This is a genomic window from Candidatus Avelusimicrobium faecicola (assembly GCA_900540405.1).
GTDB classification, from domain to species: Bacteria; Elusimicrobiota; Elusimicrobia; order Elusimicrobiales; family Elusimicrobiaceae; genus Avelusimicrobium; species Avelusimicrobium faecicola.
In genome coordinates this window covers 1-27,000 of sequence record UQFW01000012.1, presented here as the reverse complement: position 1 = coordinate 27,000, position 27,000 = coordinate 1, and the positions used below count along the sequence as shown (strand labels likewise).

The 27,000-nt window shown below is 52.9% G+C and carries 22 protein-coding genes; 8 read left to right on the top strand and 14 right to left on the bottom strand.

Going from position 1 to position 27,000, the window contains the following annotated elements; translation table 11 throughout:
* Positions 1 to 246 precede the first annotated feature (246 nt).
* Genes ACQY18_RS02190 through ACQY18_RS02180 form a run of 3 tightly spaced genes read right to left on the bottom strand, consistent with a single transcriptional unit; the run spans position 247 to position 2,828 of the window.
* Entirely contained in the window at positions 247 to 1,059 is an 813-nt protein-coding gene (locus ACQY18_RS02190) for a M15 family metallopeptidase (protein WP_428038674.1), read from the bottom strand.
* Complete coding sequence (locus ACQY18_RS02185) at positions 1,053 to 1,562, bottom strand: nitroreductase family protein (RefSeq protein ID WP_428038673.1); 510 nt, start codon at positions 1,560 to 1,562, stop codon at positions 1,053 to 1,055. The genes ACQY18_RS02190 and ACQY18_RS02185 overlap by 7 nt, the downstream gene beginning before the upstream one ends.
* A gap of 12 nt (positions 1,563 to 1,574) precedes the next feature.
* The gene (locus tag ACQY18_RS02180; RefSeq protein WP_428038672.1) at positions 1,575 to 2,828 is read right to left on the bottom strand and encodes an L-serine ammonia-lyase; all 1,254 of its coding nucleotides are present in this window, start codon (positions 2,826 to 2,828) and stop codon (positions 1,575 to 1,577) included.
* A gap of 52 nt (positions 2,829 to 2,880) precedes the next feature.
* Between ACQY18_RS02180 and ACQY18_RS02175 the strand changes: the two genes are divergently transcribed.
* A complete protein-coding gene (locus tag ACQY18_RS02175; protein WP_428038671.1) occupies positions 2,881 to 3,456 on the top strand; it encodes a manganese efflux pump MntP family protein in 576 nt (191 codons plus the stop codon).
* A gap of 35 nt (positions 3,457 to 3,491) precedes the next feature.
* A complete protein-coding gene (locus ACQY18_RS02170) occupies positions 3,492 to 4,049 on the top strand; it encodes a manganese efflux pump (RefSeq protein WP_428038670.1) in 558 nt (185 codons plus the stop codon).
* 66 nt (positions 4,050 to 4,115) lie between these two features.
* Here ACQY18_RS02170 and ACQY18_RS02165 read toward each other — a convergent pair whose 3' ends face one another.
* On the bottom strand, positions 4,116 to 6,356 hold the full coding sequence (locus ACQY18_RS02165; RefSeq protein ID WP_428038669.1) for an EAL domain-containing protein: 2,241 nt from the start codon (positions 6,354 to 6,356) through the stop codon (positions 4,116 to 4,118).
* 10 nt (positions 6,357 to 6,366) lie between these two features.
* Positions 6,367 to 6,873: a hypothetical protein gene (locus tag ACQY18_RS02160; protein WP_428038668.1), complete on the bottom strand. Its 507-nt coding sequence runs from the start codon at positions 6,871 to 6,873 to the stop codon at positions 6,367 to 6,369.
* Positions 6,874 to 6,999: 126 nt separating this feature from the next.
* On the opposite strand from ACQY18_RS02160, the gene ACQY18_RS02155 reads away from it, so the two are divergent.
* Positions 7,000 to 8,208 carry a phosphopentomutase gene (locus ACQY18_RS02155; RefSeq protein ID WP_428038667.1) on the top strand — a complete coding sequence of 403 codons (1,209 nt, stop codon included), beginning with the start codon at positions 7,000 to 7,002 and terminating at the stop codon, positions 8,206 to 8,208.
* Positions 8,209 to 8,304: 96 nt separating this feature from the next.
* Here the strand turns inward: ACQY18_RS02155 and ACQY18_RS02150 are convergent, their stop codons facing one another.
* The 3 genes from ACQY18_RS02150 to ACQY18_RS02140 are packed head-to-tail and all read right to left on the bottom strand — an operon-like array spanning position 8,305 to position 12,960.
* Positions 8,305 to 10,230 (bottom strand): NAD(+) synthase, encoded by a 1,926-nt coding sequence (locus tag ACQY18_RS02150; RefSeq protein WP_428038666.1) that lies wholly within the window; start codon positions 10,228 to 10,230, stop codon positions 8,305 to 8,307.
* Between the two features lie 27 nt (positions 10,231 to 10,257).
* Entirely contained in the window at positions 10,258 to 10,518 is a 261-nt protein-coding gene (locus tag ACQY18_RS02145; RefSeq protein WP_176777553.1) for a metal-sensing transcriptional repressor, read from the bottom strand.
* Between the two features lie 9 nt (positions 10,519 to 10,527).
* Complete coding sequence (locus ACQY18_RS02140; protein WP_428038665.1) at positions 10,528 to 12,960, bottom strand: heavy metal translocating P-type ATPase; 2,433 nt, start codon at positions 12,958 to 12,960, stop codon at positions 10,528 to 10,530.
* Between the two features lie 113 nt (positions 12,961 to 13,073).
* On the opposite strand from ACQY18_RS02140, the gene ACQY18_RS02135 reads away from it, so the two are divergent.
* Positions 13,074 to 14,372, top strand: coding sequence for a hemolysin family protein (locus tag ACQY18_RS02135; protein ID WP_428038664.1), 1,299 nt, complete (start codon positions 13,074 to 13,076; stop codon positions 14,370 to 14,372).
* Positions 14,373 to 14,432: 60 nt separating this feature from the next.
* On the opposite strand, the gene ACQY18_RS02130 is transcribed toward ACQY18_RS02135, so the two are convergent.
* From ACQY18_RS02130 to ACQY18_RS02105, 6 genes are all read right to left on the bottom strand, one after another.
* Positions 14,433 to 15,032: an HAD-IA family hydrolase gene (locus ACQY18_RS02130; protein WP_176777556.1), complete on the bottom strand. Its 600-nt coding sequence runs from the start codon at positions 15,030 to 15,032 to the stop codon at positions 14,433 to 14,435.
* 111 nt (positions 15,033 to 15,143) lie between these two features.
* Positions 15,144 to 16,160 (bottom strand): adenylosuccinate synthetase, encoded by a 1,017-nt coding sequence (locus ACQY18_RS02125; RefSeq protein ID WP_428038663.1) that lies wholly within the window; start codon positions 16,158 to 16,160, stop codon positions 15,144 to 15,146.
* A 2-nt stretch (positions 16,161 to 16,162) separates the two neighbouring features.
* On the bottom strand, positions 16,163 to 17,551 hold the full coding sequence (gene purB, locus ACQY18_RS02120) for an adenylosuccinate lyase (protein WP_428038662.1): 1,389 nt from the start codon (positions 17,549 to 17,551) through the stop codon (positions 16,163 to 16,165).
* Positions 17,552 to 17,641: 90 nt separating this feature from the next.
* Positions 17,642 to 19,054 carry an efflux transporter outer membrane subunit gene (locus ACQY18_RS02115; RefSeq protein WP_428038661.1) on the bottom strand — a complete coding sequence of 471 codons (1,413 nt, stop codon included), beginning with the start codon at positions 19,052 to 19,054 and terminating at the stop codon, positions 17,642 to 17,644.
* The gene (locus ACQY18_RS02110) at positions 19,044 to 22,235 is read right to left on the bottom strand and encodes an efflux RND transporter permease subunit (RefSeq protein ID WP_428038660.1); all 3,192 of its coding nucleotides are present in this window, start codon (positions 22,233 to 22,235) and stop codon (positions 19,044 to 19,046) included. The genes ACQY18_RS02115 and ACQY18_RS02110 overlap by 11 nt, the downstream gene beginning before the upstream one ends.
* Positions 22,236 to 22,244: 9 nt before the next feature.
* Entirely contained in the window at positions 22,245 to 23,570 is a 1,326-nt protein-coding gene (locus tag ACQY18_RS02105; protein WP_428038659.1) for an efflux RND transporter periplasmic adaptor subunit, read from the bottom strand.
* A 129-nt stretch (positions 23,571 to 23,699) separates the two neighbouring features.
* On the opposite strand from ACQY18_RS02105, the gene ACQY18_RS02100 reads away from it, so the two are divergent.
* The 4 genes from ACQY18_RS02100 to ACQY18_RS02085 form a co-directional block, all read left to right on the top strand.
* A complete protein-coding gene (locus ACQY18_RS02100; RefSeq protein WP_428038658.1) occupies positions 23,700 to 24,257 on the top strand; it encodes a sugar O-acetyltransferase in 558 nt (185 codons plus the stop codon).
* Positions 24,258 to 24,331: 74 nt separating this feature from the next.
* Entirely contained in the window at positions 24,332 to 25,249 is a 918-nt protein-coding gene (gene cysK, locus ACQY18_RS02095) for a cysteine synthase A (protein WP_428038657.1), read from the top strand.
* The gene (locus tag ACQY18_RS02090) at positions 25,246 to 26,064 is read left to right on the top strand and encodes a hypothetical protein (RefSeq protein WP_428038656.1); all 819 of its coding nucleotides are present in this window, start codon (positions 25,246 to 25,248) and stop codon (positions 26,062 to 26,064) included. Before cysK ends, ACQY18_RS02090 begins: the two co-directional genes overlap by 4 nt.
* The coding region (locus ACQY18_RS02085) for a phospholipase D-like domain-containing protein (protein WP_428038655.1) at positions 26,061 to 27,000 on the top strand (940 nt) is incomplete at its 3' end. The genes ACQY18_RS02090 and ACQY18_RS02085, both read left to right, overlap by 4 nt.

Sequence of the window (27,000 nt, the reverse complement as noted above, 5' to 3'; positions counted from 1 at the left end):
GTTATTATACTAATTTTCGGGCGTTTCTGCCAAAAAAACTTTCCGCCGCGCTTTTTGCAAACCCGGCTGAACCAACAAACAATCCCTTATAAAATCTGCCGCCGCCGGGCACAAAAATCCGGCCGGGGCACGCAATTCCAAGCGCTCACGCACCCCCCAGGGCACGCCCCAAACGCACCAATTCCACCGGACGCGCGTTCCGCAAGGGCGCGCCATGCAAACCAGGCAACGTCGGGCGTTGCCCCACTATTTAGTAGGCGCCGCCGTTTGCGGGGCGGGCAAATGGCGCAGGCTTTGGCGCACCTGATTTTGTGCCAGCACCCGTTCTTCCGCCGGCCACAAGCACATTTGTAAAAACCTCAGCATTTTGTGTTGGCTACCGCCAAAAAAGGTATCTTGCAGATAAACCCCCTCTTTGGTAATGTAGCGGTAATGCCACGCCTCATACGGGTATCCGGTTTCCGCTTCCTGCCCTTTGGGGAAGGACAAGCTGAATCCGTATTCTCCGGCGTGTTTACGCAACCACTTTAACGCGGGGATGTTTTCGTCCGCCGGGTCCACGGTGTTAAAATCAATGGCGGTGCCTAATTGGTGTTGGGAGTGGCCCGGAGCCGCCACATAGGACGGATTTTTGGTCCGGCGCAGCAGCCCCGCCTGATATTCATAAGAGCGGTAGGTGGAAATAGGCCGCAGGATGACGCCGTCTTTGCGGGCGGCCTCTTGCATTTTTTCCATTTGGGCCATGGCTTCTTTGCGCAGTAAAATACGGCCGGAGCCGGTTAAATCGTGCGGCTTGTATTTAGCAGACAAGGAATATTTTGTATCCACCAGCGTCAGCCATTCCTGCTTATCTTCCACATCTCTGTACGCCGCGCGGAATGCTTTTACATCCACGGCTTCCGGGGCCAAATAACAGGCATCCACCGATGCATAGCGGGCTTCTTCGGCCCGGGCCAGGTCTTGCACCTCTGCCGCCTGGGCAGGTTGCACGCCGAAAGCGGCCGCGCAACCCAATAAAGTGCATACGATAAGTTGTTTATTCAAGTTAGCTTTTACCATAATTCGTAATGTATTTTTGCCGGGTCAAAACGGTTCACTTCCGCCAATTTTTCGGCCGGCATTCCCAGCGAGATTATATTAAGCGGCTTTACATACTCCGGCAGATTTAACAGCCGGGAAACCGCTTCCATGCGTTCTTCGTTAGGGTACACCCCCAACCACACACTGCCAATGCCCAATGCGGTGGCGGCCAGCAATATATTTTGGGTAGCGGCACCGCAATCGGCCTGCCAATAACCGGGGGCCATTTCGCGCTTTGTATTGCCGCAAACCACAATTGCACAATCCGCTTCCGCCAACATTTTGGAATACGGATGTACCGCCATTATTTTTTTGAACATGGCTTTATCCCGCACCACTACAAACTCCCACTCTTGGCAATTACGCGCGGTAGGCGCGGCCATAGCCGCCTGCAACAACCGGGTAATATCCTCCGAGCGGATAGCTTGGTTGGTATAATGGCGCACACTGCGCCGCTTAAAAATAGCATCCAATACTTTCATTTTACCCCCCGGCTACTTATCCCCCTCTTTGGGGTGCCTAATAGCCTTCTCTTTCAAAGTATAATACTTTTTTTTGAAAAAACGAGCCAGCCCCCCGTGCGCCGTTTCGCGGTATTCGGTTTTCATATCGTGCCCGGTTTGCATCATGGTAGCCAAAACGTCGTCGTAAGAAACGCGGTGGTGTCCGTCCGACATCAGCGCATAAGTGGCACAATCCAGCGCGCGGGAAGCCGCCAGCGCGTTGCGCTCTATACAAGGGATTTGCACCAATCCGTCCACCGGGTCACAGGTCAGGCCCAAATGGTGTTCCAAGCCCATTTCGGCGGCGTAGGCAATCCGCTGGTTATCGCCCCCCTCCAACTGGCAGGTGGCGGCGGCGGCCATGGCACAGGCCACGCCAACTTCCCCCTGGCAGCCCACTTCCGCGCCGGAAATAGAGGCGTTCATTTTAGCCATATTGCCAAACAAACTGGCCGTGGCCAACGCGTGTAAAATGGTGATGTCTTCAAAGGCGCAAATTTCTTTAATCAGCCGCAACACGGCCGGCAACACCCCGCAAGAGCCGCAAGTAGGCGCGGTGACCACTTGCCCGCCGGCGGCGTTTTCTTCGGAACAGGCCAGTGCATACGCAAACAGATTGTTCATCCGGCGTAAGTATTGCGGGGAATTTTCCGCCTTATATAAATAGCGGCGGGCTTTGCGCTCCAAATTGAGCGAGCCCGGCAACACGCCGCGCTTGGCCAGGCCGCTCTGCATGGTGTTTTGCATGGTCTGCCAAATTTGGGCCAAATAATCCCAAATTTCCGGGCCTTCAAATTCTTCCACATATTCCCACAGAAGCATGCCTTTATCGGCGGTATAATCCAAAATTTCCGCCATGGATTTATGCGGATAAACGCTTTTGGGCGGGTGGTTGAAGTCTTTATCGTCGCGGATGGCTCCGCCGCCCACGCTATATACCAAATGTTCCGCTATAATATGGTTGGCTTGGTCCAACGCTTGCAGGCGCAGGGCGTTGGGGTGGCGGGGCAAAAAGGTTTTTTCTTCCCATACAATTTCTACGGGTTTGGGGTCAAAGGCTTCTTTAATGGTAAAATCGGTCAAGTGGCCTTTGCCGGTAGCCGCCAAAGAGCCGTACAAGACGGCCCGAAATGCCCTTGCTTCGGGATATTGTTTATTAAACGCATCCGCCGCTTTGCGGGGGCCCATGGTGTGGCTGCTGGAGGGCCCCATGCCAATTTTATACAGTTCTTTTAATGTTTCCATAGCGTTGGTTCCTATATCATTCTATCTTATAAAAAATGTTATGATAATGTATATGCTAATATTATCCGGCCTGTTAGTAGCGTTGAGTTTATCTATGGATAATTTTGCCGTCACGATTGCGGCCGGCTGTGCCGAACACTGCCGCCTGCGCGCCCGCACGGTATGGGGCGTAAGCGCGGCTTTTGCAACGGCGCATTTTGTGATGTTTGCCGCGGGGTGGTTCTGCGGGGAACAGCTCGGGCGGTGGATAGACCGCTTTGACCACTGGATAGCGTTTGCCGTACTGGTATTTATTGGGGTGCGTATGGTGTGCGGCGCTTTTGGAAAGAAAGACGACGAAGAAGCCTCCGCCCTGTGCCGTTTGAATACCGCTAAAACCATTTTGGCGCTGGCCGTGGCCACCAGTTTGGACGCCCTGCTTGTGGGCGTGGCGCTATCTTTAACTGACGCGCCGTTCTGGCTGACTATACTTACGCTAACTGTTTGTGTATTCGGCACCAGTTGCACCGGGTTTTGGCTGGGGGCGCAGTTGGGGCGGCGGTTTGGTAAAATAATGGAAGCGCTGGGAGGCGTTGCTTTAGCGGGGATTGGAACAAAACTCTTGCTGGGCGGGCTGGGCATTTGGTAGAATTTGGCAGTTAATACAGTAGTAAGGAGCGTAGCATGGGCATTATCGCCGTGACAATTATTTTTTTGTGTATTTGCGTGGACAATATGGTGTCGGCCAATATGTCCGCTATGAAGATGAAACCGGAAAACAAAAATGTGTTTTCCATTAAAGTAGCCCTCTTTTTTACGGCGTTTAACGCGCTGTTATTTGGGTTTGGCTACTTGTTAAGCACCCTCTTTTTTAATGACTTTATCTATCTGGCGCAAAACTGGGTGGCTTTTGCCTTTGTTTTACTGCTGGGCATTAAATTTATGTTGGAATCTATTGAAAAATCCCCCAGTTTTACGGATTTGGATACCGAAAACAACCGCAAATTGGTAAAGGTATCCGCCCTGATTGGCATGAATTCGTTTTTGGTGGGTTTTGCTTTGGATACCATGCAAAAGGGATGGTTCCCGCAAATTTTAATTTTAATGGCCATTTCTTTCGGATTTACGTTATTGGGGTTCCACTTGGGGAGCAAAAATACGCAAATGATTACCAGCAAACGCTTTGAATTTATTGCGGGGCTGATACTGGTAATTATGGCTATCCGCCTGATTATTATCTAACAGGCACGCGGAACGGTTTAATCGCACACGGGGGACAAACTTTTGGTTTGTCCCCCGTGTGCATTTTTATTCTTTAGCCAGTAAAGCCAATAATTCTTCGGCCGATAATGCGGGGCCGTTTACCGGGCCGGAAATAAACTTAAACCCGGCCTTTTGTAGGCGCTGTGCTTGTTCTTGCGTTTGCACGCCGTCCATTTCTATTTCCGTTCGCAAGGTCTGCGCCAACTGCGGCAGGGAGGCCAACAGCCGGCTTTCCCGCTCGTACCCGTGGCCTGCGGCGGCGGAGCCGAACCACACTTTCAGCCAATCGGTCCGCACGCGCGAGAGAAACTCAAATATACCGGTGCCTTCCCCAAAGCGGTGAACCCCCACCAAAAAGCCTTCCTTTTTTAAGGTTTGGGCCAGGCTGATAAAAAAATGCGGCTTATGCCCCGGGATTTCCAACGCCATATCCAACTCCAGCCGCCCGGGCGCAACGTGATATTTTTGGGCCGTTTTTTTCAATTCCGCCGCATAATACGGGTTGTACGCGTGCAAGGGGGAAAGAACCACGGAAACCACCTCTATATCCGCCGTTTTTGCCAACAGCTTAAACGATTCTTCCAACAGGAATTTATCCACCTGCCGCGCCACCCCCGTACGCTCAAAAATAGCGCGGAACGCATAGCCGGGCAACACGCCGTATTCCGGGTGATTCCAAAATACGCGCGCGCAAGCGCAGACGATTTTGCCGGTTTGCAAATCTTTTACCGGCAGGAAACGCGCCACCAATTCCCCTTGTTTGAAAGCGCGCGCCATGCCGTCTTCCAACTTTTTTTCAAAATTGATTTGGTCTAACATGGCCTCTGTAAAAAAGGCCACCACTTCCACGCTGTTTTTTACCGTGTAGCACGCCATTAAAGAACGGTTGAGCATTTCCGCCAGCGGCAAGGTTCTGTCCGCTATCACATACACGCCAAAGGAAAGCATCACGCTGTACGGCTCTTTTTGACCCGGGGGCAAGGCGGTAATTTCTTCGCTCATCAGCTGTAAGCGGTTGCGCATTTGGCCGTCATCGGTATATTTAAGCAACAGTTGGAAACGGTCCGCATCCACGCGGGAAAACTCCTCCCCCTCCTGCAAACGGCTATCCAAAACGCGCGCAATTCTGCGCAATAAATCATCCCCCGCCTGCACCCCGTACAAATGCGTAATTACCTGGAAACGGTCCACATCCAAACTTACCATCGCATACGCTTGGGCGGGGTTGTTTTGTAAAAGCTCCTGCGCCCGGGCCGATTTTTTGGCCCAATTATCAAAGCCTGTAATCGGGTCCCGGTGGGCCACACGGTCCAGGGCTTCACGGCCGGATTGGCGCGTACGCACGCCGTAATAAAACAACGCGGCCACCAAAATAAGCCCAAACACCCCATAAGCCAGCGTCAGCCGCAAAAGCCGGGCCGCCGTGGCGTGGACAAAACGCGCCGGCACTAAAGAAACCATATACCAATCGTTAATCCCCACCGGGGCGAAACTGGCATAAAGCGGCCCGCCCTGCCGGGTGGAAACCGCCACCACAAAGGTTTTTCCCGCCTGCATATCCGCGCGGACTTGTTCCGGCCGGGTGCCTTTGCTCCAAAAAATATCGGTGGAGTTTTCAAAAATATTTTCTAACGATTGCACGGCCGTTTGGTTGGTGGAGTTAATCACTCTATCCCCATTGGCGCGCACAATTACATTGTACCCCATGCCGCCAAAGGTGGAAACGGACAGCATTTGCGCATATTCCGCCAAGGTGCGCGCCGCCGCCAACACCGCCACTACTTTGCCTTTTTTGAAAATCGGCACCGTTTGCACGATAATATCTTTACCGTCGGCCGCATCTTGAAACCGGTTAGAAAGCGCTTTTTGCCCCTGCATGGAAGCCTTAAACGTATCTTCTTGCGAAATATCCATAATGCGCTCGTCACTCATAACGGCTATGCCGTTGGGGCGCACAAACGCCAAACGCTTAAAAGAGTTATTGGCGGCTTCTTCTTGCACCAGGCGCAAAATGCGTTTTTCATCCAGCGTGCGGTACCCCGCAATAGCCGTAGCCATGGATTTAAGCGAGTTTTCGTCCCCCGCTATTTGCGTTTGCAGAATTTTGACCCCCTGCCGGGCCACTTCCACCAGGCCGGCGCGGATTTCTTTTTTCAAAACTGCGTGCAAATTGGCCATATAAAACGCACCCGCCGCCACCAAAAACAGCAGGCACAATACCGCTACCGCCGCCCCGCCGAGCCACGGGTAGCGCCGCTTAAATTCACGCCATTTTTCCGGCTTCATAAAAAACCTCCTAACAATGGGCGGGATGTTCCTGTGCCTGCGCGCGGAAAGAGCCAAGCAACTGTTGGGAATAGGCAAACATAGGATAGAACGGATTTTGCGTGTTGCGCGCCTCCGCTTCCGGCAATTCTATGTGGAAAATTTTATTTTTGGCTACGGCAAACAACCGCACGCACCCCGCCGCCGGAACAGGCAATTTTTCGTCTGCGCTCATCTGCGCGGTTAATTTGCTGGCGTGCGCCAACATGTGCGCGGCAACGGTTTGCATTTTTTCGTCCCCGTGGCCGCCAATCATTCCGCCCAAACCGCTTTTGCTGTTATTTTCAAAATACAAACTGCAATCCCCCAGCGAGTTGGTAGCCACCAACAAATATTTGGTTTGGTTTCCGTCCGGCACCGGCATTTCCACCCCGGCTACGGAAATTTTATCCGCGCCCAGTTCCATAATGCCTTTGCGGTTTTCCAAATTTTTTACATCTAACCAAAAATTACGCATATTTTCGTAAGCTTTATTCATAGTCAGCCCCCTTTTTCAAATCATATCATTAATAACACGTCCCTTTCAAAAGGCAATATATATTAGATGTTTTTGCCCGCAAATAAAGCTATAATAAAGGAAACTTTTATCATTGGGAGGCGTTGCATGAACAAACAAGGTAAAGCCGTTATTTTAATGATGGATTCCTTTGGTATCGGCGGGGCGGAAGATGCCGCCAAGTTTGACGACCAAGGGGCCGACACGCTGGGCCATATTGCCGAAGCGCGCGGGCACTTAAATTTGCCCAATTTAGCCGCGCTCGGGTTATTCAAAGCGGCCGAAGCATCCGCCGGCAAAGCACCCGCCGCCGGAGCGCAAGGGCCGGCACTCGTGAGTTTACCGTCCAAATACGGTTTCATGCGGGAAATTAGCCACGGCAAAGACACCTCCTCCGGCCATTGGGAAATGGCAGGCTGTCCCGTTCAGTTTGATTGGGGCTATTTCAAGCCGGATTACCCCTCTTTCCCGCCGGAACTGATAGAAAAAATTTGTAAAGAAGCCGGCCTGCCCGGTATTCTGGGCGACAAAGCCGCCTCCGGCACCGCCATTATAGATGAACTGGGCGAAGAACACATCAAAACCGGGAAACCGATTTGCTACACCTCCGCCGACAGCGTTTTTCAAATTGCCGCGCACGAAAAACATTTTGGGCTGGACCGCTTATACAAAGTGTGCGAAATTGCTTTCAAATATGTAAAGCCTTACAATATCGCCCGCGTGATTGCGCGCCCGTTTGAAGGCGAAAAACCGGGCGAATTTAAGCGCACCAAAAACCGGCACGACTATTCCGTCACGCCGCCTATGCCCACGCTGTTAGATGCCATCAAAAATGCGGGCGGGCAGGTTATTTCCGTGGGTAAAATTTCGGACATTTTTGCTAAACAAGGCATTACTCGCGCGGTAAAAGCAAGCGGACTCACCGAACTGTGGGACACCACGTTGGCAGAAGTAAAAAATGCCGCGCCCGGCAGTTTGATTTTTACCAACTTTGTGGATTTTGATATGGCGTGGGGCCACCGCCGCGACGTGGAAGGCTACGCCACCGGGCTGGAATACTTTGATACCCGCCTGCCGGAACTGGCCGCGCTGTTGGGGCCCAACGATATTGTATTTATTACGGCCGACCACGGTTGCGACCCGACTTACAAAGGTACCGACCACACCCGCGAACACGTGCCTGTAATTATGTTCGGCCCGCAGGTAAAACCCGCTTTTTTGGGCGGGCGCGACACGTATGCGGACCTGGGCCAAACGGCGGCGGACTTCTTTGGTTTGGAGCCGCTGAAATACGGCAAGAGTTTCTTAAAAGACTAACCGCCAAAAACGCTATCAACCCCGGAGCTTTTTATAAGGCCCCGGGGTTTTTCAAAATCCCATAAAAAAGGCCGCTTGCGGCGGCCTTTGGAGTTATTATAAGTTTTCTGCCTCTTGCAACCATACTTGGCTGCACGCATCACTGGGCATACGCCAATCCCCGCGCGGGGAGAGGGATACCGAGCCCACTTTCGGGCCGTCCGGCATACAGGAGCGCTTAAACTGCTGGGCAAAAAAGCGCCGGATAAAAGTGACCAGCCATTTTTTAATAACCTCCGGCGCATACTCCCCCCGGAACGCATAGCAGGCCAAAAAATAAATTTTAGCCGGGCTAAATCCGCGCCGCAAGAAGTGGTACAAATAAAAATCATGCAACTCATACGGGCCGACTAAATCTTCCGTCTTTTGGGAAATTTTACCTGCGCTGTCCGCGGGCAACAACTCCGGGCTGATAGGCGTATCGGCAATATCTAAAAGCAGTTTGCGCACGCTTTCTTCTTCCTGCGCGGCCACCCATTTTACCAAATGCTTGACCAGCGTTTTAGGCACGCTGGCATTCACCCCGTACATAGACATCTGGTCCCCGTTATAGGTAGCCCACCCCAGGGCCAATTCCGATAAATCCCCGGTGCCAATCACCAGGCCGCCGGTTTGGTTAGCCACATCCATTAATACTTGGGTGCGCTCGCGCGCTTGGGCGTTTTCGTAAGTGATGTCGTGCGTGTCCGCCGGGTGGGAAATATCCTTAAAATGTTGCAAGCACGCTTCTTTAATGGAAATTTCCCGCACGGTTATTTTTAATGCGTTCATAAGGGCCAACGCATTTTGATAAGTGCGGCCCGTGGTGCCGAAGCCGGGCATAGTCACCCCGATAATGCCACTGCGGGAAAGGCCCAATTTATCAAAAGCGCGCACGCAAACCAACAGCGCCAGGGTGGAGTCCAACCCGCCGGACACCCCGATTACCGCCTTTTTGGCCCCGGTATGGGCCAGGCGTTTGGCTAACCCTAAAGATTGGATTTCCAACACCTCTTGGCAGTTTTCGTCCAACTGTGCCCCTTGCGCAATAAACGGCGTGCGGGAAACCGGGCGCGTCAGCGCGACTCCCGCCGCCGGGGCTTGCCCGCAATCCACCACCTCATACGGCTCTAGGGTGGCGTGGGCGGAGTCCGTAGCGAAAGTAGTGTTCGCGCGGCGCTCCGTGCGCAACGCTTCCACATCTATTTCACTGACAATTAATTGGGGCTCCAAGCTATAACGCCGGGCCTCGGCCAGAAAGGCGCCGTCCTCGTAAATAAGGGCGTTGCCGCCAAAGGTTAAATCGGTAGACGACTCCCCAAACCCGCCGGAGGTGTATACATACGCACACAAACCGCGGGCCGATTGCTGGGCCACCAAACTGCGCAAATAACGGCTTTTACCGGCTAAAGAATCGGACGCGGACAGGTTGAAAATAATTTCCGCCCCTTGCAACGCGGCTTGCGAACTAGGCGGTATGCAAGACCATAAATCCTCGCACACTTCCACCCCAAACACGGCGCCGGACGCTTGGAACAACAAATCCGCCCCCGCACGCACGCACTGCCCGCACAAAGTGACCTCGCCGCCTTGCCAATCCTCGGCAGATACAAACCAGCGTTTTTCGTAAAATTCTTTATAATTCGGCAAGCAGGTTTTGGGCACTACGCCGCAGATTTTCCCTTGGTAGCACACCACAGCCGCGTTGAGAAGCGCACTGCCCGCGGCCACCGGGCACCCGGCAATAAAAACAATATCTTCCGCGGCGGTGCGTTGGAGCAAATCCGCCAAGGCCGCTTCCGCCGCCCGGATTAATGCCGGCTGTAAAAACAAATCTCCGCAAGTGTATCCCGTTAAACTTAACTCCGGGAATACCACCACCCGCACCCCGGCCCCGGCCGCCTGGCGGATTAATTTTTCCATTTCTTGCGCGTTATACGCACAGGCGGCTACTTTTAAGGCGGGTATAGCCGCCGCTACCTTGATAAAACCGTAATTTTGCATAGTCAAATCCTTAGTAAAAAATACCCCTTATTTGGATATTTTATCAATTATATCCATCATTTCGGCCGTTTTTTCTTGCCCGGCCGGGCCGATAGAATCTGCCACACAATGCGCCAAATGCGCGCGCAAAACTTCACAATGGGCGCGGCGCAAAACCGCCTCGGCCGCTAACAGTTGGTTGACAATATCCACGCAGTAGCGGTTTTCTTCCACCATTTTTAATACGCCGTCCACCTGCCCGCGGGCGGTTTTTAATAAACGCGTAATTTTTTTAGGGTCCGCTTGCATACAGGCTCCTTAGGCGATTTCTTCCACGCGGTAGCCGGCTTTTTCCACCGCCTCTTTTAAGGCGTCGTCCGGCACTTCGCGCACGAGGGTAATAGTCACTTGTTTGGCGGATAAATTCACTTTAACCGCTTTCACACCGTCTAAAGCCGTCAGGGCGTTTTCCACCCGCCCGGCGCAATGCATACACATCATACCGTCTACTTTCATTATTTTCTGCATATTTTTTTCTCCCGCCGGATAAAAAACCGGCTTAAAAAACCGCAAACGCAACGCGTTTGAAAGCACAAATACGGAGCTGGCACTCATGGCCGCCGCCGCAAACATGGGGTTTAACTGCCAACCGCACAACGGGTAAAACACCCCGGCGGCCAACGGAATACCCAGCACGTTATAAAAAAATGCCCAAAACAAATTTTGCCGGATATTGCCTAGTACCGCCCGGCTTAATTGCAACGCGGCTGGCACGGCGCGCAAATCCCCGCGCACCAGTACAATATCGGCCGATTCCAACGCAACGTCCGTCCCGGCCGCCACCGCCAAACCTACATCAGCCCGCGCCAAGGCCGGGGCATCATTAATGCCATCCCCCACCATAGCCACCGTTTCCCCTTGGTGTTGCAAGCGGCGCAGGATTTCTTCCTTCCCTTGCGGAAGAACCCCGGCATAAACCGTTTGAATGGCGGCTTGTTGGGCCACCGCGTGCGCCGTGCGCGCGTTATCCCCCGTCAACAAACAGACTTTCAGGCCCATTTGTTGCAAAATTTGCACGGCTTCCCGGGCAGACGGGCGCAACGGGGCGGATAAGGCAAGCACGCCCAAAATGCGCGTTTCTTCCCCTATCCAAAAAGGCGTTTTGCCTTGCCCGGCCCAAGTGTCGGCCTGTGTTTTGAGCGCCGGGGGTAATGTTGCCTGCCGGGCCGCAAACACCTCACTCGCGCCAAAAATCCAACGGCCGTTCTGCCGGGCGCGCACTCCGCCGCCGGGGATAATTTCAAACTGTTCCACCGGGGCAGGCTTTTCCCCTTGCCGGGCCGCCGCACTCACCACCGCTTGCGCAAACGGATGTTGGGATGGGCTTTCCACACTGGCGCACACTTGCCAAAAACGGCCGGGCATTTCCCCGGGGGCCAAGGCAACGTCCGTCACTTGCGGGGTGTTTTCCGTCAATGTGCCGGTTTTATCAAACACCACGCAGGAAACCCGCCCGGCGCGCTCCAACGCCGCCGCCGATTTGATTAAAATGCCGCGCCGCGCCCCCACGCCCGTACCCACCATAATAGCCGTTGGAGTAGCCAACCCCAACGCACAGGGGCACGCAATCACCAGTACCGCAATAAAACGCTGTAAAGCCACCTCAAACGAGGCTCCGGCTACCAACCAACCGGCCAACGTGCAAAGGGCCAACCCCAATACCACCGGCACAAAAACCGCACTTACTTTATCGGCCAGGCGGGCAATGGGCGCTTTGGAAGTGTTGGCATCTTCCACCAGTTTAATAATGGCGGCTAACGCGGTATCGGCCCCGGTATGCAAGGCGCGCATTTCAAAATAACCCGCGGTATTGACCGTGCCCGCCGCCACGCGCGCCCCGGGTGCTTTTTCCACAGGCACGCTTTCCCCGGTCAAGGCGGACTCGTCCACCGCGCCCGAACCGCTGACTACCACGCCGTCCGCCGCTATGCGGCTTCCGGCGCGCACCACTAGTCTGTCCTCCGGCCGCACCTGTTCCGCCGGGATGCGCACTTCCTTACCGTTTTCAAGCCGCAGGGCTTCTTGTGGCACAAGCGACACTAACGCCGCCACCGCCGCCGTTGTTTTGCCTTTGGCGCGCGCTTCCAACCATTTGCCCAGGGTGACCAGCGTTAAAATCATGGCGGAAGATTCAAAATATAACGATTGTAAAGATTGCCCCCTTTGCAAAATTTGCACCAACGTCCACACGCCGGAAATAAACGCCGCGCCGGAGCCCAAAGCCACCAAACTATCCATATTGGGCGCGCCCGCTACCAGCAGTTTTCCCCCGCGCGTAAAAAAAGCGCGGTTGAGCCACAGCACCGGGAGCGCAAGCATAAACTGCACCCCGGCAAAAACAGCCGGGTTTTGCACCACTTGGGCGGGAACTATGCCCCACATGGGGCCCATAGAAACATACAAAAGCGGCAGTAAAAAAGCCACGCTGAGCCAAAACCGCTTTTTAAGGGAAATTTCCTCCCGCGCGCCCGCCCGCTTGGCCGGGGCCGCTACGCCGTATCCGGCGGCCGCTATGGCGTGGTGTAAGGCTTGCGCGTTAAAATCCTCCGTCACCGTCACCGCCAACTTGTTCTGAAGTAAATTCACTGCCGCCGTTTTTACGCCCGGCACGCCCTGGGCCGCCTGCTCCACATGGGCGGCACAGGCGGCGCATGTCATACCTGTAATAAAAAATGTTTGCTTTTGTTCCATAGTTAATACCCCCCGGGGGGTGTAGTATATACTGTATAATTTATCTGCGCCGCCGGTCAACCGGGTTAAGAGCTTATTTTGTACAGCAAAACCCTTTTTGCTAGACTATAAGTATGACGATACTGATTATTCTTTTAATGTTAGCCTTAAACGCGCTGTTAGCCGCGTATGAAATGGCGTTAGCGTCCGTTTCGCGCACGAAACTTTCCATTTTAGCGCAAGAAAAAAAAGCCGGGGCCGATTCCGCCCTGTTTATGAAAGACCACATGGAGGGCAGTTTGGCCGTGGTGCAAATCGGCATTACGCTGGTGGGCGCGATTGCGGCGGCCTGCGGCGGGGCCAGTGCAGACGAAGCCTTCGCCCCCAAATTGCAGGAGTGGTTCGCCCTGCCCAAACGCCTGGCGAACCTATTATCCATGGCGTTTGTCGTGTTGCCGCTTAGTTTTATTACCATTGTGTTTGCGGAGCTGACCCCCAAAACCTTTGCCATTAAAAATAAAGAATGGGTGGTGCTTCAACTTTCCCCCGCTATGCGCGTGATGTATGCGGTGTTGTTCCCCATTGTGCGCATTATGGAAGCGATTGTAAAATTTTTTACGAAAAAATCTTTCCAACAAGAACAAGACCCGCGCGAAGCCCAAAAAGCGGCCATTGCCGATTTACGCACCGCGGTAGCTATTGCTTCGTCCTCGCGCTTGTTCGGCAAGGCGGAGGAAAAAATAGTAATGTCCAGTGCGCTGTTTTGCATACGCAGTATACGCGAAATACAAGTACCTTTGGAACAAGTATATATTTTGTATGCTAACGATTCTATTGCCGATACTTACATAAAAGCACACATGGATATGCACACCCGCTTCCCCGTGTGCGAAGACCCCAATAACGTGCAAAGCATTATCGGGTATCTTAATTTTAAGGATATTTTCCAAGCTACCAAAGTATCTGCCGGGCAACCCACCAGTGCGCGTTCCATTGTGCGGCCCATCATCAGCTTATCGGCCGATACGCTTATTTCCACCGCGCTTGAAAAACTGATTAAAACCCACCAACATATTTGTTTGGTGACGGATAAAAACCAAATTACCGGGATTCTTACCCTGGAAGATATTTTTGAAGAAATGGTGGGCGAAATTGAAGACGAATACGATTTTTTTACCGCCTATATCCGCCCGTTCGGCAACGGCGTAATTGCCAGCGCCGCCGCCAATATGGCCGATGTTTACAGTGCGCTCAATATGCCGGTGCCGGGGCAGTTGGCTAAAATTTCCGTAGAAAAATGGACGGAGCAAAAGTTAGGCCGCCCCATACAAAAAGAAGATAAAATTACAACAGACGGCCTATGCGTGACGCCGCGCAAATTCCGCCGCCACCGCGTTATGGAAACCGTCATCACCAAAGCGCCAACCGTTTAGCCGCATACCTTACGCAAAAAGCCCCGGGCAAAAACCGGGGCCTTTTTATGTGTACGGGTTTTATAAAATGCCGCGTTTGGTCAGTTCTTCGCGCAACTGGAGCGGGGAAACAAAATCTATCGTTTTCATACCCAGTTTGGCGGCGGCGATGGTGTTTTCGGAATGGTCGTCTATAAACAAAGTTTCGGCCGGGTCCAGTTGGTAGCGGGAGAGTAAAATTTTATACAAACCGGGGTCCGGCTTGATGGTTTTTTCCTGCCCGGAAATAACCATACCACTAAATAATGGGAAAAAATTATACCGCTCTTGCGCCAACGGCAGTGTTTCGGCCGACCAGTTGGAAAGCGCATACAGGCGGTAGCCTTTATCGTACAATTCTTTTAAGATTTCCACCGAGCCTTTAATAAGCCCGCCCAGCATTTCTTCCCACCGCAAAAAATAATCATCAATTTGGGCCGAATAACGCGGATATTTGGCCTTTAATTCCGCCTGCCCTACCGCAAACGGCCGCCCCGCATCCTGCCGGGAGTTCCATTCACTCGTACAAATATGGTTTAAGAACCAATCCATTTCTTCCGTGGAAGAAAAAATTTTACGGTATAAATACCGCGGGTTCCAATCAATCAGCACGCCGCCCAAATCAAACACAATATTTTTCATAAAATTCCCCCTAAAACCCCTGCTGTTTTTATTATAACTTTCGCGCGAAAATTTTTCAACGCCCGCCCGGCCGAAAATAAAAGCCGGAGCTTGCGGCCCCGGCCTTATCCTTTACAACACTAAAGTATCTTCCATATCCGGCCCGGTGGAAATAAGGGCAATTTCCGGGTGCGGGTAAACCTCGCGGGACAGCGCTTTCAAATCTTCCAAAAATGCCTTGGCCTGGGGGGTGAAATCTTCGTACTTTTTTACGCGGTCATTCCCGGCAAACATATCTATATGCGTAATGGCAATTTTGGTGCAGTTGTTAATCATAATCGCGCGGGAAGCGGACGTTTTTTCAAACGCGCCGATACGCCGCAACCGCTTGGAAACACTGCCAATTTCGTGCCCTTTGGTATGGTAAATTTCCAGCTCTTTTTCGTCGGTCATTTCATGCGCTAGCGGCCCGGGGCCCACGCGGGTGATATACGGCTTAAACACTACATACACATCCCGCACGCTCTTGGGGCCTAACCCGGCTTCGCCCAAAAAAGTAGCGGCCGTGGTATCGCGCGACGTGACGAACGGATATTCCCCATGCAATAAAGAAAGTTTAATCCCCTGGGTGCCTTCCAGCAGGATATCTTCCCCGCGGTCCAAGGCTTTGTTGAGCAGTTCCGGCACGTCTTGGATGAACTCTTTTAACAGCGGTTCGTCTTTGGCAAATTTTACGTTGCGCCGTTCAATGCGGTCTTTCACCGCCTGCCCCAGCCCGGTGCCCACACTGCCAATATGGCTCATAAAGTGTGCGGCTCCCCGCTCCCGGGCGGTTTCTTCCTCGGTAATTAACACGGCATGCGGGTCAATAATCAACCGCTCCGCCGTGCCGGTCACTTCCAACTCTTTTAATAACCACTCCGTTTTGGTATAGGCCCCGGCCCCCAACACTAATTTGGTGGCCGGATTTAAGAAACCGGACGGTATATTTTTTAACGTGTAAGAAGTGCCGTTTTGCACCACGGTATGCCCGGCATTCGGGCCGCCCACGCGCACACAATAGGCGTAAGAGCCTTTATACGACAAATAGGCCGAAATTTTCCCCTTTCCTTCATCTCCGGCTTGCCCGCCGCATACAATATCTATCATGCTTATTTCCCCCTTGCCCGTTGCACGGCCAGCCCCGTATAATTAAATACGTTCAGCGCCCGCAGTTTATTTTTAATCACGGGTTCTACTTGTAAATTTTCTATAAATACCTGCAAATCTTCCTGCGTAATGGCGCGCCCGCGGGTAAGCGCTTTTAATTGCTCATACGGTTTTTCCTGCCCCGCCGCGCGCAAAATGGTTTGGATGCCCTCCGCCAATACTTCCGGGTGTCGGGCCAACTGCGCTTTAGCCAATGCCCGGTTGAAAGATACTCTTTCCAACCCCTCCGCCAAAGAGGTATACGCCACCAACGCATAACCGAACGCTACGCCCATATTACGCAGAACGGTGGAATCGGACAAATCCCGCTGTAAGCGGGAAAGCGGCAACTTGGCGGAAAAAAACGTAAAAAGCGCGTCCGATAACTGCAAATTACCCTCGGCATTTTCAAAATGAATGGGATTAATTTTTTGCGGCATGGTGGAAGACCCCACCTCGCCCGCTACGGCTTTTTGTCGCAAAAGGCCGTCGCTGATGTAGCGCCAAAAATCCTGGCACAGGCCCAGTAAAATAAGGTGAATCCGGCGCAGGTTATCAAACAGCTCCGCATAAGAATCCCGGTTATCTATTTGGGTAGAAAGCGGGCTTAAATACAATTTAATTTTGCGCCCGCGGTTTAAGGCGGCGGCCACCCGGGCGGAAACGCGCGGCCAATTTATTTGGCTAAAGGCCGCATAATGGGCGTTGTAATTGCCCACGGCTCCGCTGAACTTAAACGATATTTGCCGTTTTTTTAATTGATTTAATTGTTCCGAAAGGCGGCTTTCAAACACGCGCACTTCTTTACCGAACGTAGTGGGAACGGCCGCTTGGCCGTGCGTACGCGCCAACAAAGGGGCCGCGGCTTCCCGCCGCGCCAAAGCCGCTAACCGGCGGCGCAAATTTTCCAACGCGGGCAGTAAAACCCGCTCCAGGCCGTCCGCCAACAAAACGGCGTAAGCGGCGCTGTTAATGTCTTCGCTCGTCAGCGCAAAGTGGAGCCACTCCGCGCGGTTTTTCAAGGGGGTAGCCGCCAGTTTTTCTTTCAAAAAATATTCTATGGCTTTTACGTCGTGGCGGGTGGCTTTAATGCCGTTGCGCCCCGTTTGCTCATACGCGCGGATAGCCTGCAAATCTTGTTCCGTCAGCTCCGCCAAACGCGCCAACTGTTGTTTTTCCGGCGCGGAAAGCGGCGCTAAACCCGGCAAATTCAGCCCGGATAAAACTTCCAACCAAATGCACTCCGCACGCACGCGGGCGCGCGTTAGGGCCGCCTCGCCCATGCAAAGGGCCAAAGGCTTAACCGTGGAAGCATAGCGCCCGTCCAGCGGGCAAAGAATAGGGCTCTGCATATTGGTATTGTAGCAAATAACGCACCCGCTCCAGGCAATAAAAAACCCGGGGCGTTTGAAACACCCCGGGCCGGTAAACTAAAAACAAGTTTATTTGGTTTTTTCTTGGGCAGAAAAACCGTCGTTCTGGTTCCACCCGCCGCCTAATGCCTGGCATAAGGTGACGACGGAATTAAGCTCGCTCAGCCGGGCGGAAGATTCGCTCATTTCGGCAGAGAGCAAAGTGCTTTCCACATTCAGCAAATCCGTCACGTCAATCAGGCCCGCTTCTTCCTGCTTTTTAGTTAAATCATAACTGCGGCGCATGGCCCGGGTTTGCTGTTGGTAAGAATCAAACACATCCCGGTTGATTTTATTGGCGGCAATTGCGTCTAACGCTTCCTTAAAAGCCCCTTGGACGGTTTTTTCATAAGTAGCCAACATTTGCACATATTTGGCTTTTACCGCCTTGTTTTGGGAGCGGATTTTGCCGCCCGCAAAAATAGGCCCGGTCACTTTAGCGGTAAGCGCCCATACGCCTTGCTGGCCGCCCGTAAACAACTGGTTGAGCGCCGCGCTGGCATATCCGGCCGAGGCCGTCAGCGGAATAGACGGGAAATACGCCGCCCGCGCCGCGCCGATATTGGCATTGGCCGCCATTAATTGCCCTTCCGCCTGGCGCACATCCGGCCGGCGGGCCAACAAGTCGGAAGGCAACCCTTCCGGCACGTCCGGCACTAACGTCATGGCGGCTAAACTTTGCCCGCGTTCCACGCCGTCTTGCACCATGGCGCGGGGGCTGCGGCCCAAAAGTACGGTCAGCGCCGTTTCGGCTTTTTCTATGGAAAGTTTCAATTCCTGTTGTTGGGCCTGCACACTGGCCATACTGGCTTCAATGCGGCGCAAATCAACTTCCGTGCAGTAGCCGTTTTCATAACGGCTTTGGTACACGCGCACGCTTTCCTGCCGGGTTTGCAACGTGCGGGTGGCAATATTCAGCTGTTCATCCAATGCACGCAAGGAAAAATAGCCGCGCGCCACGTTGGCCGTAAGCGCCAAACGCACGTTATCGCGGTTGGCCTCACTGGCGAGCAACTGGGCCCGGGCCGCTTCGCTCAAACGGCGGTATTTGCCCCACAAGTCCAACTCAAAGGATACCACCGCACCGGCCGTACTTTGGGTTTGCCCGGAGCCGCGCGCATTTCCGGCGCGGCCCGTTTCACCCGCCACACTTAAACCGGGCAGTTGGTCTGCCACCGCTACACCCACATTGGCGCGGGCTTCGTCCACGCGGGCCATGGCAAGGCGAAGGTCCTTGTTATATTGCAAGGCTTCTTCTTCCATTTGGTTTAAGATGGGGTCATTAAAGGCTTCCCACCATTTTACCGTGGTAAACACGCTGTAATCGGCGGAAGCGGTTTCTTCCGGCAAATCCACCAACGGTTTGCGGTAATTGGGGCCCATCATGCACCCGCCGGCCAGCACACACGCCGCCAGCAAGGCAGAAATTTGATTAAATTTCATGTTTTTCCTCCTCTTGCGCCGTTTTTTCTTCCGGCAAGGCTAAATCATCCTGCGGTGTAGTCACGCCGGCATCCGTACGGGAAGCACTGCGCCCGCCTAACAGCACGAAGAACAACGGGATAAACAGCGGCGCAATTAACGTGGCGGCTAACATACCGAACACCACAGCCGTACCGATAGAGTGGCGGCTGGCCGCACCGGCCCCGGTGCTGATAGCGAGCGGCACACAACCCAAAATGAACGCCAAAGACGTCATAATAATCGGGCGGAAACGCAAGCGCGCCGCTTGCACAGCCGCTTTGGCGGCAGGCAAGCCCTGCTCTTTCAACAAGACCGCAAACTCTACAATCAAAATAGCGTTTTTAGCGGCCAACCCTACCAGGGCCACCAACGCAATTTGGAAGTAAATATCGTTAGAAAGCCCGCGCATATAAGTACCCGCCAACGCGCCGAACACCGCAAACGGCACGGCTAACAATACGGCAATCGGCAGGCTCCATTTTTCATACTGGGCGGCCAAAATCAAGAACACCACCAGCATACCCAATAACAAGGCAGAGGTGGAAGACGAACCGGAAATTTTTTCCTGATACGTCGTACCCGTCCAAGACAAGGTAAAGCTGGGGTCCAATACTTCTTTGGCGGTTTCTTCCAACGCGCTAATGGCTTCCCCGGTGCTGTACCCGCTGGCCGGATTAGCAATAATTTTGGCGGCCTGGAACACGTTAAACCGTTCCACCATATCCGGCCCCAAAGACGGCGTCAGCTTAACCAAGGCGGAAAGCGGCACCATGGCCCCGGTAGTGGAGCGCGCGTAAATGCCGGAAATTTGTTCCGGGCGGGCGCGGTATTCACTATCGGCCTGCATCATTACCTTAAAACTGCGGCCGGAGTAGGTAAAGTCGTTAATATAAGTGGTACCGAAGGTAGCCTGCAACGTGGTGTACAGTTCCGTCAGCGAAACACCCATACTTTGCGCTTTAATTTCGTCCACTTCCAGCGTATATTGCGGCACGGCGGAAGTAAACGTCGTGCTGGCGCTGGCGATTTCTTTACGCTTTTGGGCGGCGGCAATTAATTTATTGGCCTGCGCTTGCAAGGCACTGCTCCCGCCGGAACCGCGGTTCTGCACATAGCCTTCCAAACCGCCGGTGGTACTCATACCCATAATGGCCGGCGGGTTGAACGGCATAACCAACGCCCCCGGTATTTTAACCCGGGAGAGCATATAAATCGTGCCCACCAAAGAGGTAGAGGACAGATTTTTGGCTTTGCGGTCATCCCACGGTTTTAACTGCACGAAGGAGGCAATACCGTTGCTTTTCATGGTACTGCTGAGCAAGTCGTACCCGGCAAAGGTTAATTCTTCTTTGACGGCCGGCTGGGCTAAAATGATTTTTTCCAGGTCGGAAGCGACGGCTTCACTGCCGGAAAGCGAGGTGGCCGGGTCCAACTGGGTACCAATCATAATCATACCCTGGTCTTCGTCCGGCAGTAAACTTTCGGGCACAATCTTAAACAGGCCGAAAGCCCCGCAAAATAAAAGCACCACACAAAGAATAGCCACCGGAATCCGGCGGACAAAAAAGCCTACCACCCCGGTATATTTATCGGTGATTTTTTCAAAAAAGCGGTCAAACTTATAGAAAAAACCTTTGGTGGGGGCTTCCTGGTGTCTCAACAGCAACGCGCACAGGGCGGGGGTCAGCGTAAGCGCCACCAAGCCGGAAATAACCACGGACACGGCAATCGTAATAGCAAACTGCTGGTACATCACCCCGGTTAAACCGCCCATAAATGCCACCGGCACGAATACGGAACAAAGCACCAGTACAATCGCCACCACCGGGCCGGACACTTCGTCCATGGCTTTAATGGTAGCTTCTTTGACGGGCAGATGTTCGTCGTGCATAATACGTTCCACGTTTTCAATAACCACAATAGCGTCGTCTACCACAATACCGATAGCCAACACAAGCCCGAACAGGGTAAGCGTATTAATAGAGAAACCAAACACCAGCATCCCGGCAAACGCGCCGATAACGGACACCGGCACCGCCAAGCACGGAATCAGCGTGGCGCGCCAGTCTTTCAAGAACAAATATACCACCAAGAACACCAAAATCATGGCTTCCGCTAACGTATGCAACACTTCTTTAATAGAAGCGGACACGAACAGCGTGGTATCATACGCCACGGTATAGTCAATATCCATATCCGGCGGGAAGTTGGCCGACAATTCTTTCAGACGGGCCTGCACGGCTTTGGCCGTAGCCACCGCGTTTGCCCCCGGGGACAAGAACACCGCCACCGGCACCGCCGGCTTGCCGTTAAAACGGCCGTTAAATTCATACGTCTGGCTGCCCAGTTCAATGCGGGCCACATCTTTGAGTCTAAGCGAAGTACCGTCCGCATTGGCGCGCAAAATAATCTCGCCAAATTCTTCCGGTTTGGTAAAGCGGCCGGGGGCCACAATAGAGTACATCCTATCTACCGATACCGCAAGCGGCGGCTGGCCGATTTTACCCGCCGAGCGCTGTACGTTCTGCGCTTTGACGGCGGAAATAACATCACTGACGGACAAGCCGCGTTGGGAAAGCACATCCGGCTTAATCCAAATACGGATGGAGTAGTCGTTGGCGGCCATCACCTGGGAATCCCCCACGCCTTCAATACGTTTTAAGTCGTCTACAATGTTTAATAAGGCGTAGTTCCCAATAGTGGTGGTGTCCGAATATCCGTTCGGGGAATAAAAAGCGATTAACTGCAAAATGGAAGAAGATTTCTTTTCCACCGTCACCCCGTACTGGCGCACTACATCCGGCAACGTATTGGTAGCAGCCTGCACGCGGTTGTTTACGTTAATCATGGCCTGGTCCGGGTCCGTACCTACCTTAAAAGAAACAATCAGGTTCATATCCCCGTTGGAGGCAGAGGTGGAGTTCATATACAACATATCCTCCACCCCGTTTACCTGTTGTTCAATAGGGGCGGCTACCGTTTCGGCAATTACTTCCGGGCTGGCACCCGGGTATTTGGCGGACACTTGCACCGTAGGCGGGGTAAGGTCTGGGTATTGCTCAATAGGCAGCATGGTAATAGACACAATACCAAACAGCACTATTAAGAGCGATATTACCGTTGAAAAAATAGGGCGGTTAATAAAAAATTTGGAAAACATACGCCCCTCTTATTTACCTTGCTGGTCGTTCGGCAAGGCTTGCGCATCCGGCGCAACGGACTTATCAATGGTGGCTTCCAAAGAAGCTACACTGCGCCCGTCCTGGCTGGCAGGCTGTGCCGTTTGAGCCGAGGCGGGGAGAGTAAATTTTTGCAAGTTGACCGTCACTTGCATACCGGGTTTCAATTTAATAAGCCCGTTGGAAACAATTTTTTCGCCGTGTTTCAAACCCTCGGAAATAATATACATATTATTTTGGAGTTCCCCTTTTACCGGGCGGGCGGCCACCGTGTTATTGCTGTCCACTACATAGGTCAACATTCCTTCCGGCGTGTTGAGTACGGCGGAAGACGGCACCAAAATAGCATTTTTATACACAGCCCCCACCAGGCGCACGCGCACAAACTGGCCGGGCATTAACTGGCGGTCATTTTTGGGGTTGGCAAATTCCGCACGCATAGCCAAGCTGGAAGTTTGGGTGTTTTCCGTGCTGTCAAAGAAAATAATTTTGCCTTTTTGTGCATACACTTTTCCGTTGGCCAAAATAGCTTCTACATATAAGGGGGCTTTTTCGGCCGCCATTTTGCGGTATTCGGCCGGGTCCACCGCCGAGGATTTTTTTTCATCCCCCAGCACAATTTGGCCGGACATATAACCGCTGGCTAATTTAGCAAACTGGCTGCCGGGCATAGAAAAATTTACCCACAACGGGTTGGCCTGTACCATGGTGGTCAAAAAGCCGGATTCCCCGGTGGGGGAAACCAAACTGCCCACGGATTGCGCTTCTTTACCCATAATGCCGGAAATAGGCGCTTTTACTTTGGTATAGTCAAAATTAATTTTAGCGGTGGTGACGCCAGCTTTGGCCACTTGCACATTGGCTTGGGCGGTTTCATAAGCGGAAAGGGCATCATCATAATTTTTTTGGCTGACGGCTTTATCCGCCAACAATTTTTTCATACGGTTGTACTCACGCTGGGTGCTGCGTTCCTGCGCCTCCGCTTGCGCTAAAGAACCGCGCGCGCGTTCCAACGCGGCTTTGTATTCTTTATCATCAATTTGAAAAAGTTGTGTCCCCTCTTTTACATACGCGCCCTCATCAAACAGGCGGGATTGCAAAATCCCCCCCACTTGCGCGCGTACATTTACCTGCAAAGAGCCCGCAACCTGGGCCGGGTATTCAATATCCCACGGCAAATCCGCCTGCACAACTTCTATGGCGTTTACCGTTTGGGCAGGCATTTGCCCGCCGGCTTGTTTGCCCTTGCAGGCGCTGCAGCTTAATACCGCCGCACCTAACAGGGTGAAACAAACAATTTTTACTGCGTTGTTCATTCGGTGTATTCCCCTTATTAAATTAAGATATACTCAAATAATAGCATATTTTATACATAAAAACCTACCGCCCGGTAAACAAAAATTAATTAGAAAGGCAAATCTTACAGGAATTGCTACAATAATACCATGAGTGAAAAACAAAATATGCTGGAAAGCCGCCCCTATAACGCGGCCCACCCGGAACTAAAACAAGAACGCCTCCGCGCGCGCAAACTGCTTTGGCAACTCAACCGGTCCAACCCGGAAGACGAAGCCGAACGCACCCAAATTTTGCACGAACTGCTCCCTAACGCCGCGCAGGATTTGCATTTGGAACCGCCGTTTTTTTGTGATTACGGCACCCAAATTTACACCGGGAAAAATGTATTTATCAATTTTAACTGCACCATTTTGGATTGCGCCAAAGTGGAAATAGGCGATAATACGCTCATCGGCCCTAACGTACAAATTTATACGGCCACCCACCCGCTTTTGCCGCAAAAACGCCTGGAAGGCTTAGAATCTGCCCAAAAAGTGCGTATCGGCAAGAATGTTTGGCTGGGCGGAGGGTGCATTATTCTGCCCGGTGTTTGGATTGGCGATAACGCCATTGTGGCGGCGGGGGCCGTCGTCACGCGGGACGTGGGAGAAGGAACGGTGGTAGCCGGGAGCCCGGCCAAAGTAATCCGCCGCTTTTTGGTCTAGCGGCCCTAGCCTTTTTTCCCGCCCGGTAAAAAGGGCGCCAAAGAGCTATACTGTAAACAGAGGGGTTTTACCTGATGGCACTGGTCAATAATTTAGAAGAGCTTATCGGCAATACGCCGCTTTTACGCTTAAACCGCTTGCACAACGGCCCGGCCGCCGTGTATGCCAAATTGGAGATGTTCAATCCGTACAGTATTAAAGACCGCCCGGCCGCCGCCATGTTGCAAGCGGCCGAACAAGCCGGGCAGTTAAAACCGGGCGGCGCGTTGGTGGAGCCCACCAGCGGCAACACCGGGATAGCGCTTGCGTTTTTAGCCGCCGCCAAAGGCTACACCATTACCCTTACTATGCCTGCCAGCATGAGCCCGGAGCGCATTAAAATCTTAAAAGCGCTGGGGGCCAACGTGGTACTAACAGACCCGGCGCTCGGTATGAACGGCGCTATCCAAGAAGCGGAAAACATCTGCCGCCAAACAGGCGCTTTTATGCCGTCCCAATTTACCAACCCCAATAACCCCACCGCGCACCGTCAAACGGCGCAGGAAATTGATAAAGATTTGCACGGCAAGGTGGACATACTGGTCTGCGGCGTGGGCACCGGGGGAACTTTAACGGGAACCGGGCGCGCCCTCAAACAAATGCACCCGCATTTGCGCATAGTAGCGGTGGAGCCGTCCGATTCGCCGGTGTTATCCGGCGGCAAGGCGGGGCCGCACAAATTGCAAGGCATTGGGGCGGGGTTTATTCCGTCTATTTTAGATACCCGGCTCATAGATGAAGTCGTGCAAGTGACGGCGGAAAACGCCGGGAAAACCGCCCGCGAACTGGCTAAAAAAGAAGGCTTACTGGCGGGAATCAGCGGCGGGGCCGCCCTTTGGGCCGCGTTGCAAGAAGCCCGCAAACCGCAGAACGCCGCCAAAAACATCGTGGTTATTCTGCCGGATAGCGGGGAGCGGTATTTAAGCACTTGGGAATTTGACGAAAACGCATGAAAAAATTACTGGTAATGCTTTGCTTGCCGGCGGTATTGGGGGTTTCCCTTTTCGCCCAAGAAAAAGCGGATATTGTAATAGAAATGGACGGCTCCGCCACGGCGGGCCCATCTGTATCCGTGGGGCAATACTCCGCGCGGGAGTTGGCTAAAAAATTCAAAGGCAAAACCTTGTCCGCCGTCTTATCCGCCGCAACCACGGTGCCCGCCCGCCGGGAAAACTTTACAGGCAAGCACCGCCAAACCTTTACCGCCCTGCGCTATGGGGACGAAACCGATTTCCGCCAACTCTTATTTTACGCCCAAGAGCCGCAAACTTTTGTGGCGGCGGCGGACAGTGTTTCCGGCATACTGCGGTGGCGCGATACTTACGGGGTGGAAATTGCCGTCAGCCGCCGCGCGTTTGAAAAAGTGTTTCCGCTGGCCGCGCGTTCCGCCCTTCAAAATTTGAAAACCGGGCAAACCCTGGACGTATTCCTCCTAAAAAACGCGCCCGCCGAAAAGCCGTTTTCCCATTATTATATTTTTGAACAAGAGCGCCTGAAACAAGTGCTGAAAGACCAAGCCGCTTATGATAGTTTTGCCGCCCAAATAGCGGCGGACAACAAAGCATTTAACGAACTGCAACGCCAAAAAAAGGAGCAGGCCCAAAAGCCGCGCCCAACAGTGCCGGAGCGCCCGAAAGCGTTATCTTACGGAGGCACGCAAGACCAATATTTATACGGCCCGCGGCTTGTAAAAGGCAAACGCCCCATGGAAAAAGCAAATTTCCGCAAGAAAAGCGGCCAAAACTCCGCCGCGCAGGAGGGAAAATGACTTATTTATCTTCTATGGGGATAGCCGGTGCGCTGTACCTGATTTTGCAAATTTGCGTGACCGTACACATCCTTTTACATAAAGAAGACGTCCACAGCACTATCGGTTGGATTGGCCTGGTGTGGCTTACCCCGCTTGTAGGCACCGTAATTTATGTACTGCTGGGTATCAACCGTATCCACCGCAAAGCGTTGGATTTGCGCAACAGCGGGCCGGCCTTGTATAAACTGTCCGCGCGCGAAGCCCAGGAAGCGGAAAAATTATTCCCGCCCTCTTTTTGGCAGTTAATCCGCCTGGGGCACAAAGTCCACCCGCAGCTTTTTGCCCGCGGCAACCGCATTACGCCGCTCATCAACGGGGATAACGCCTACCCCGAAATGTGCCGCCTGATTGCGCAAGCTAAAAAAGAAGTGCTTTTAGCCAGTTATATTTTGAATAACGATAAAGCCGGGCAAATGTTTTTAACCGCCTTAAAAACAGCCGCCCAAAACGGCGCCCGGGTAAAAATGCTGGTAGACGGCGTGGGGCTTAATTATTCCAAACCCAACATTATGGCCGCCGCCCGCAAAATAAAAGGGCTGGAAACGGCCGTCTTTTTACCGTCTAAAAGCCCCATTAATTTACCGTTTGTAAACTTGCGCAACCACCGCAAAATTTTAGTGGTGGACGGACAAAAAGCCGTCTTTGGCGGAATGAATATCGCACACGAGGATTTACTGAAAAGCAACCCCAAGCACCCGGTGCAGGACGTCACTTTTTTGGTGGAAGGCCCGGTGGTGGAGCAAATGGCCCGCGTGTTTGAAGAAGATTGGATTTTTACCGGCAAAAAGCCGTTTGTTCCGGCGGTCTACCCGCACTCCCAAAAATTACCGGGCGATATTCCCGCTCGGATTATCCCGGACGGGCCGGACAGCGACTACGGCAAACTGCAACTGA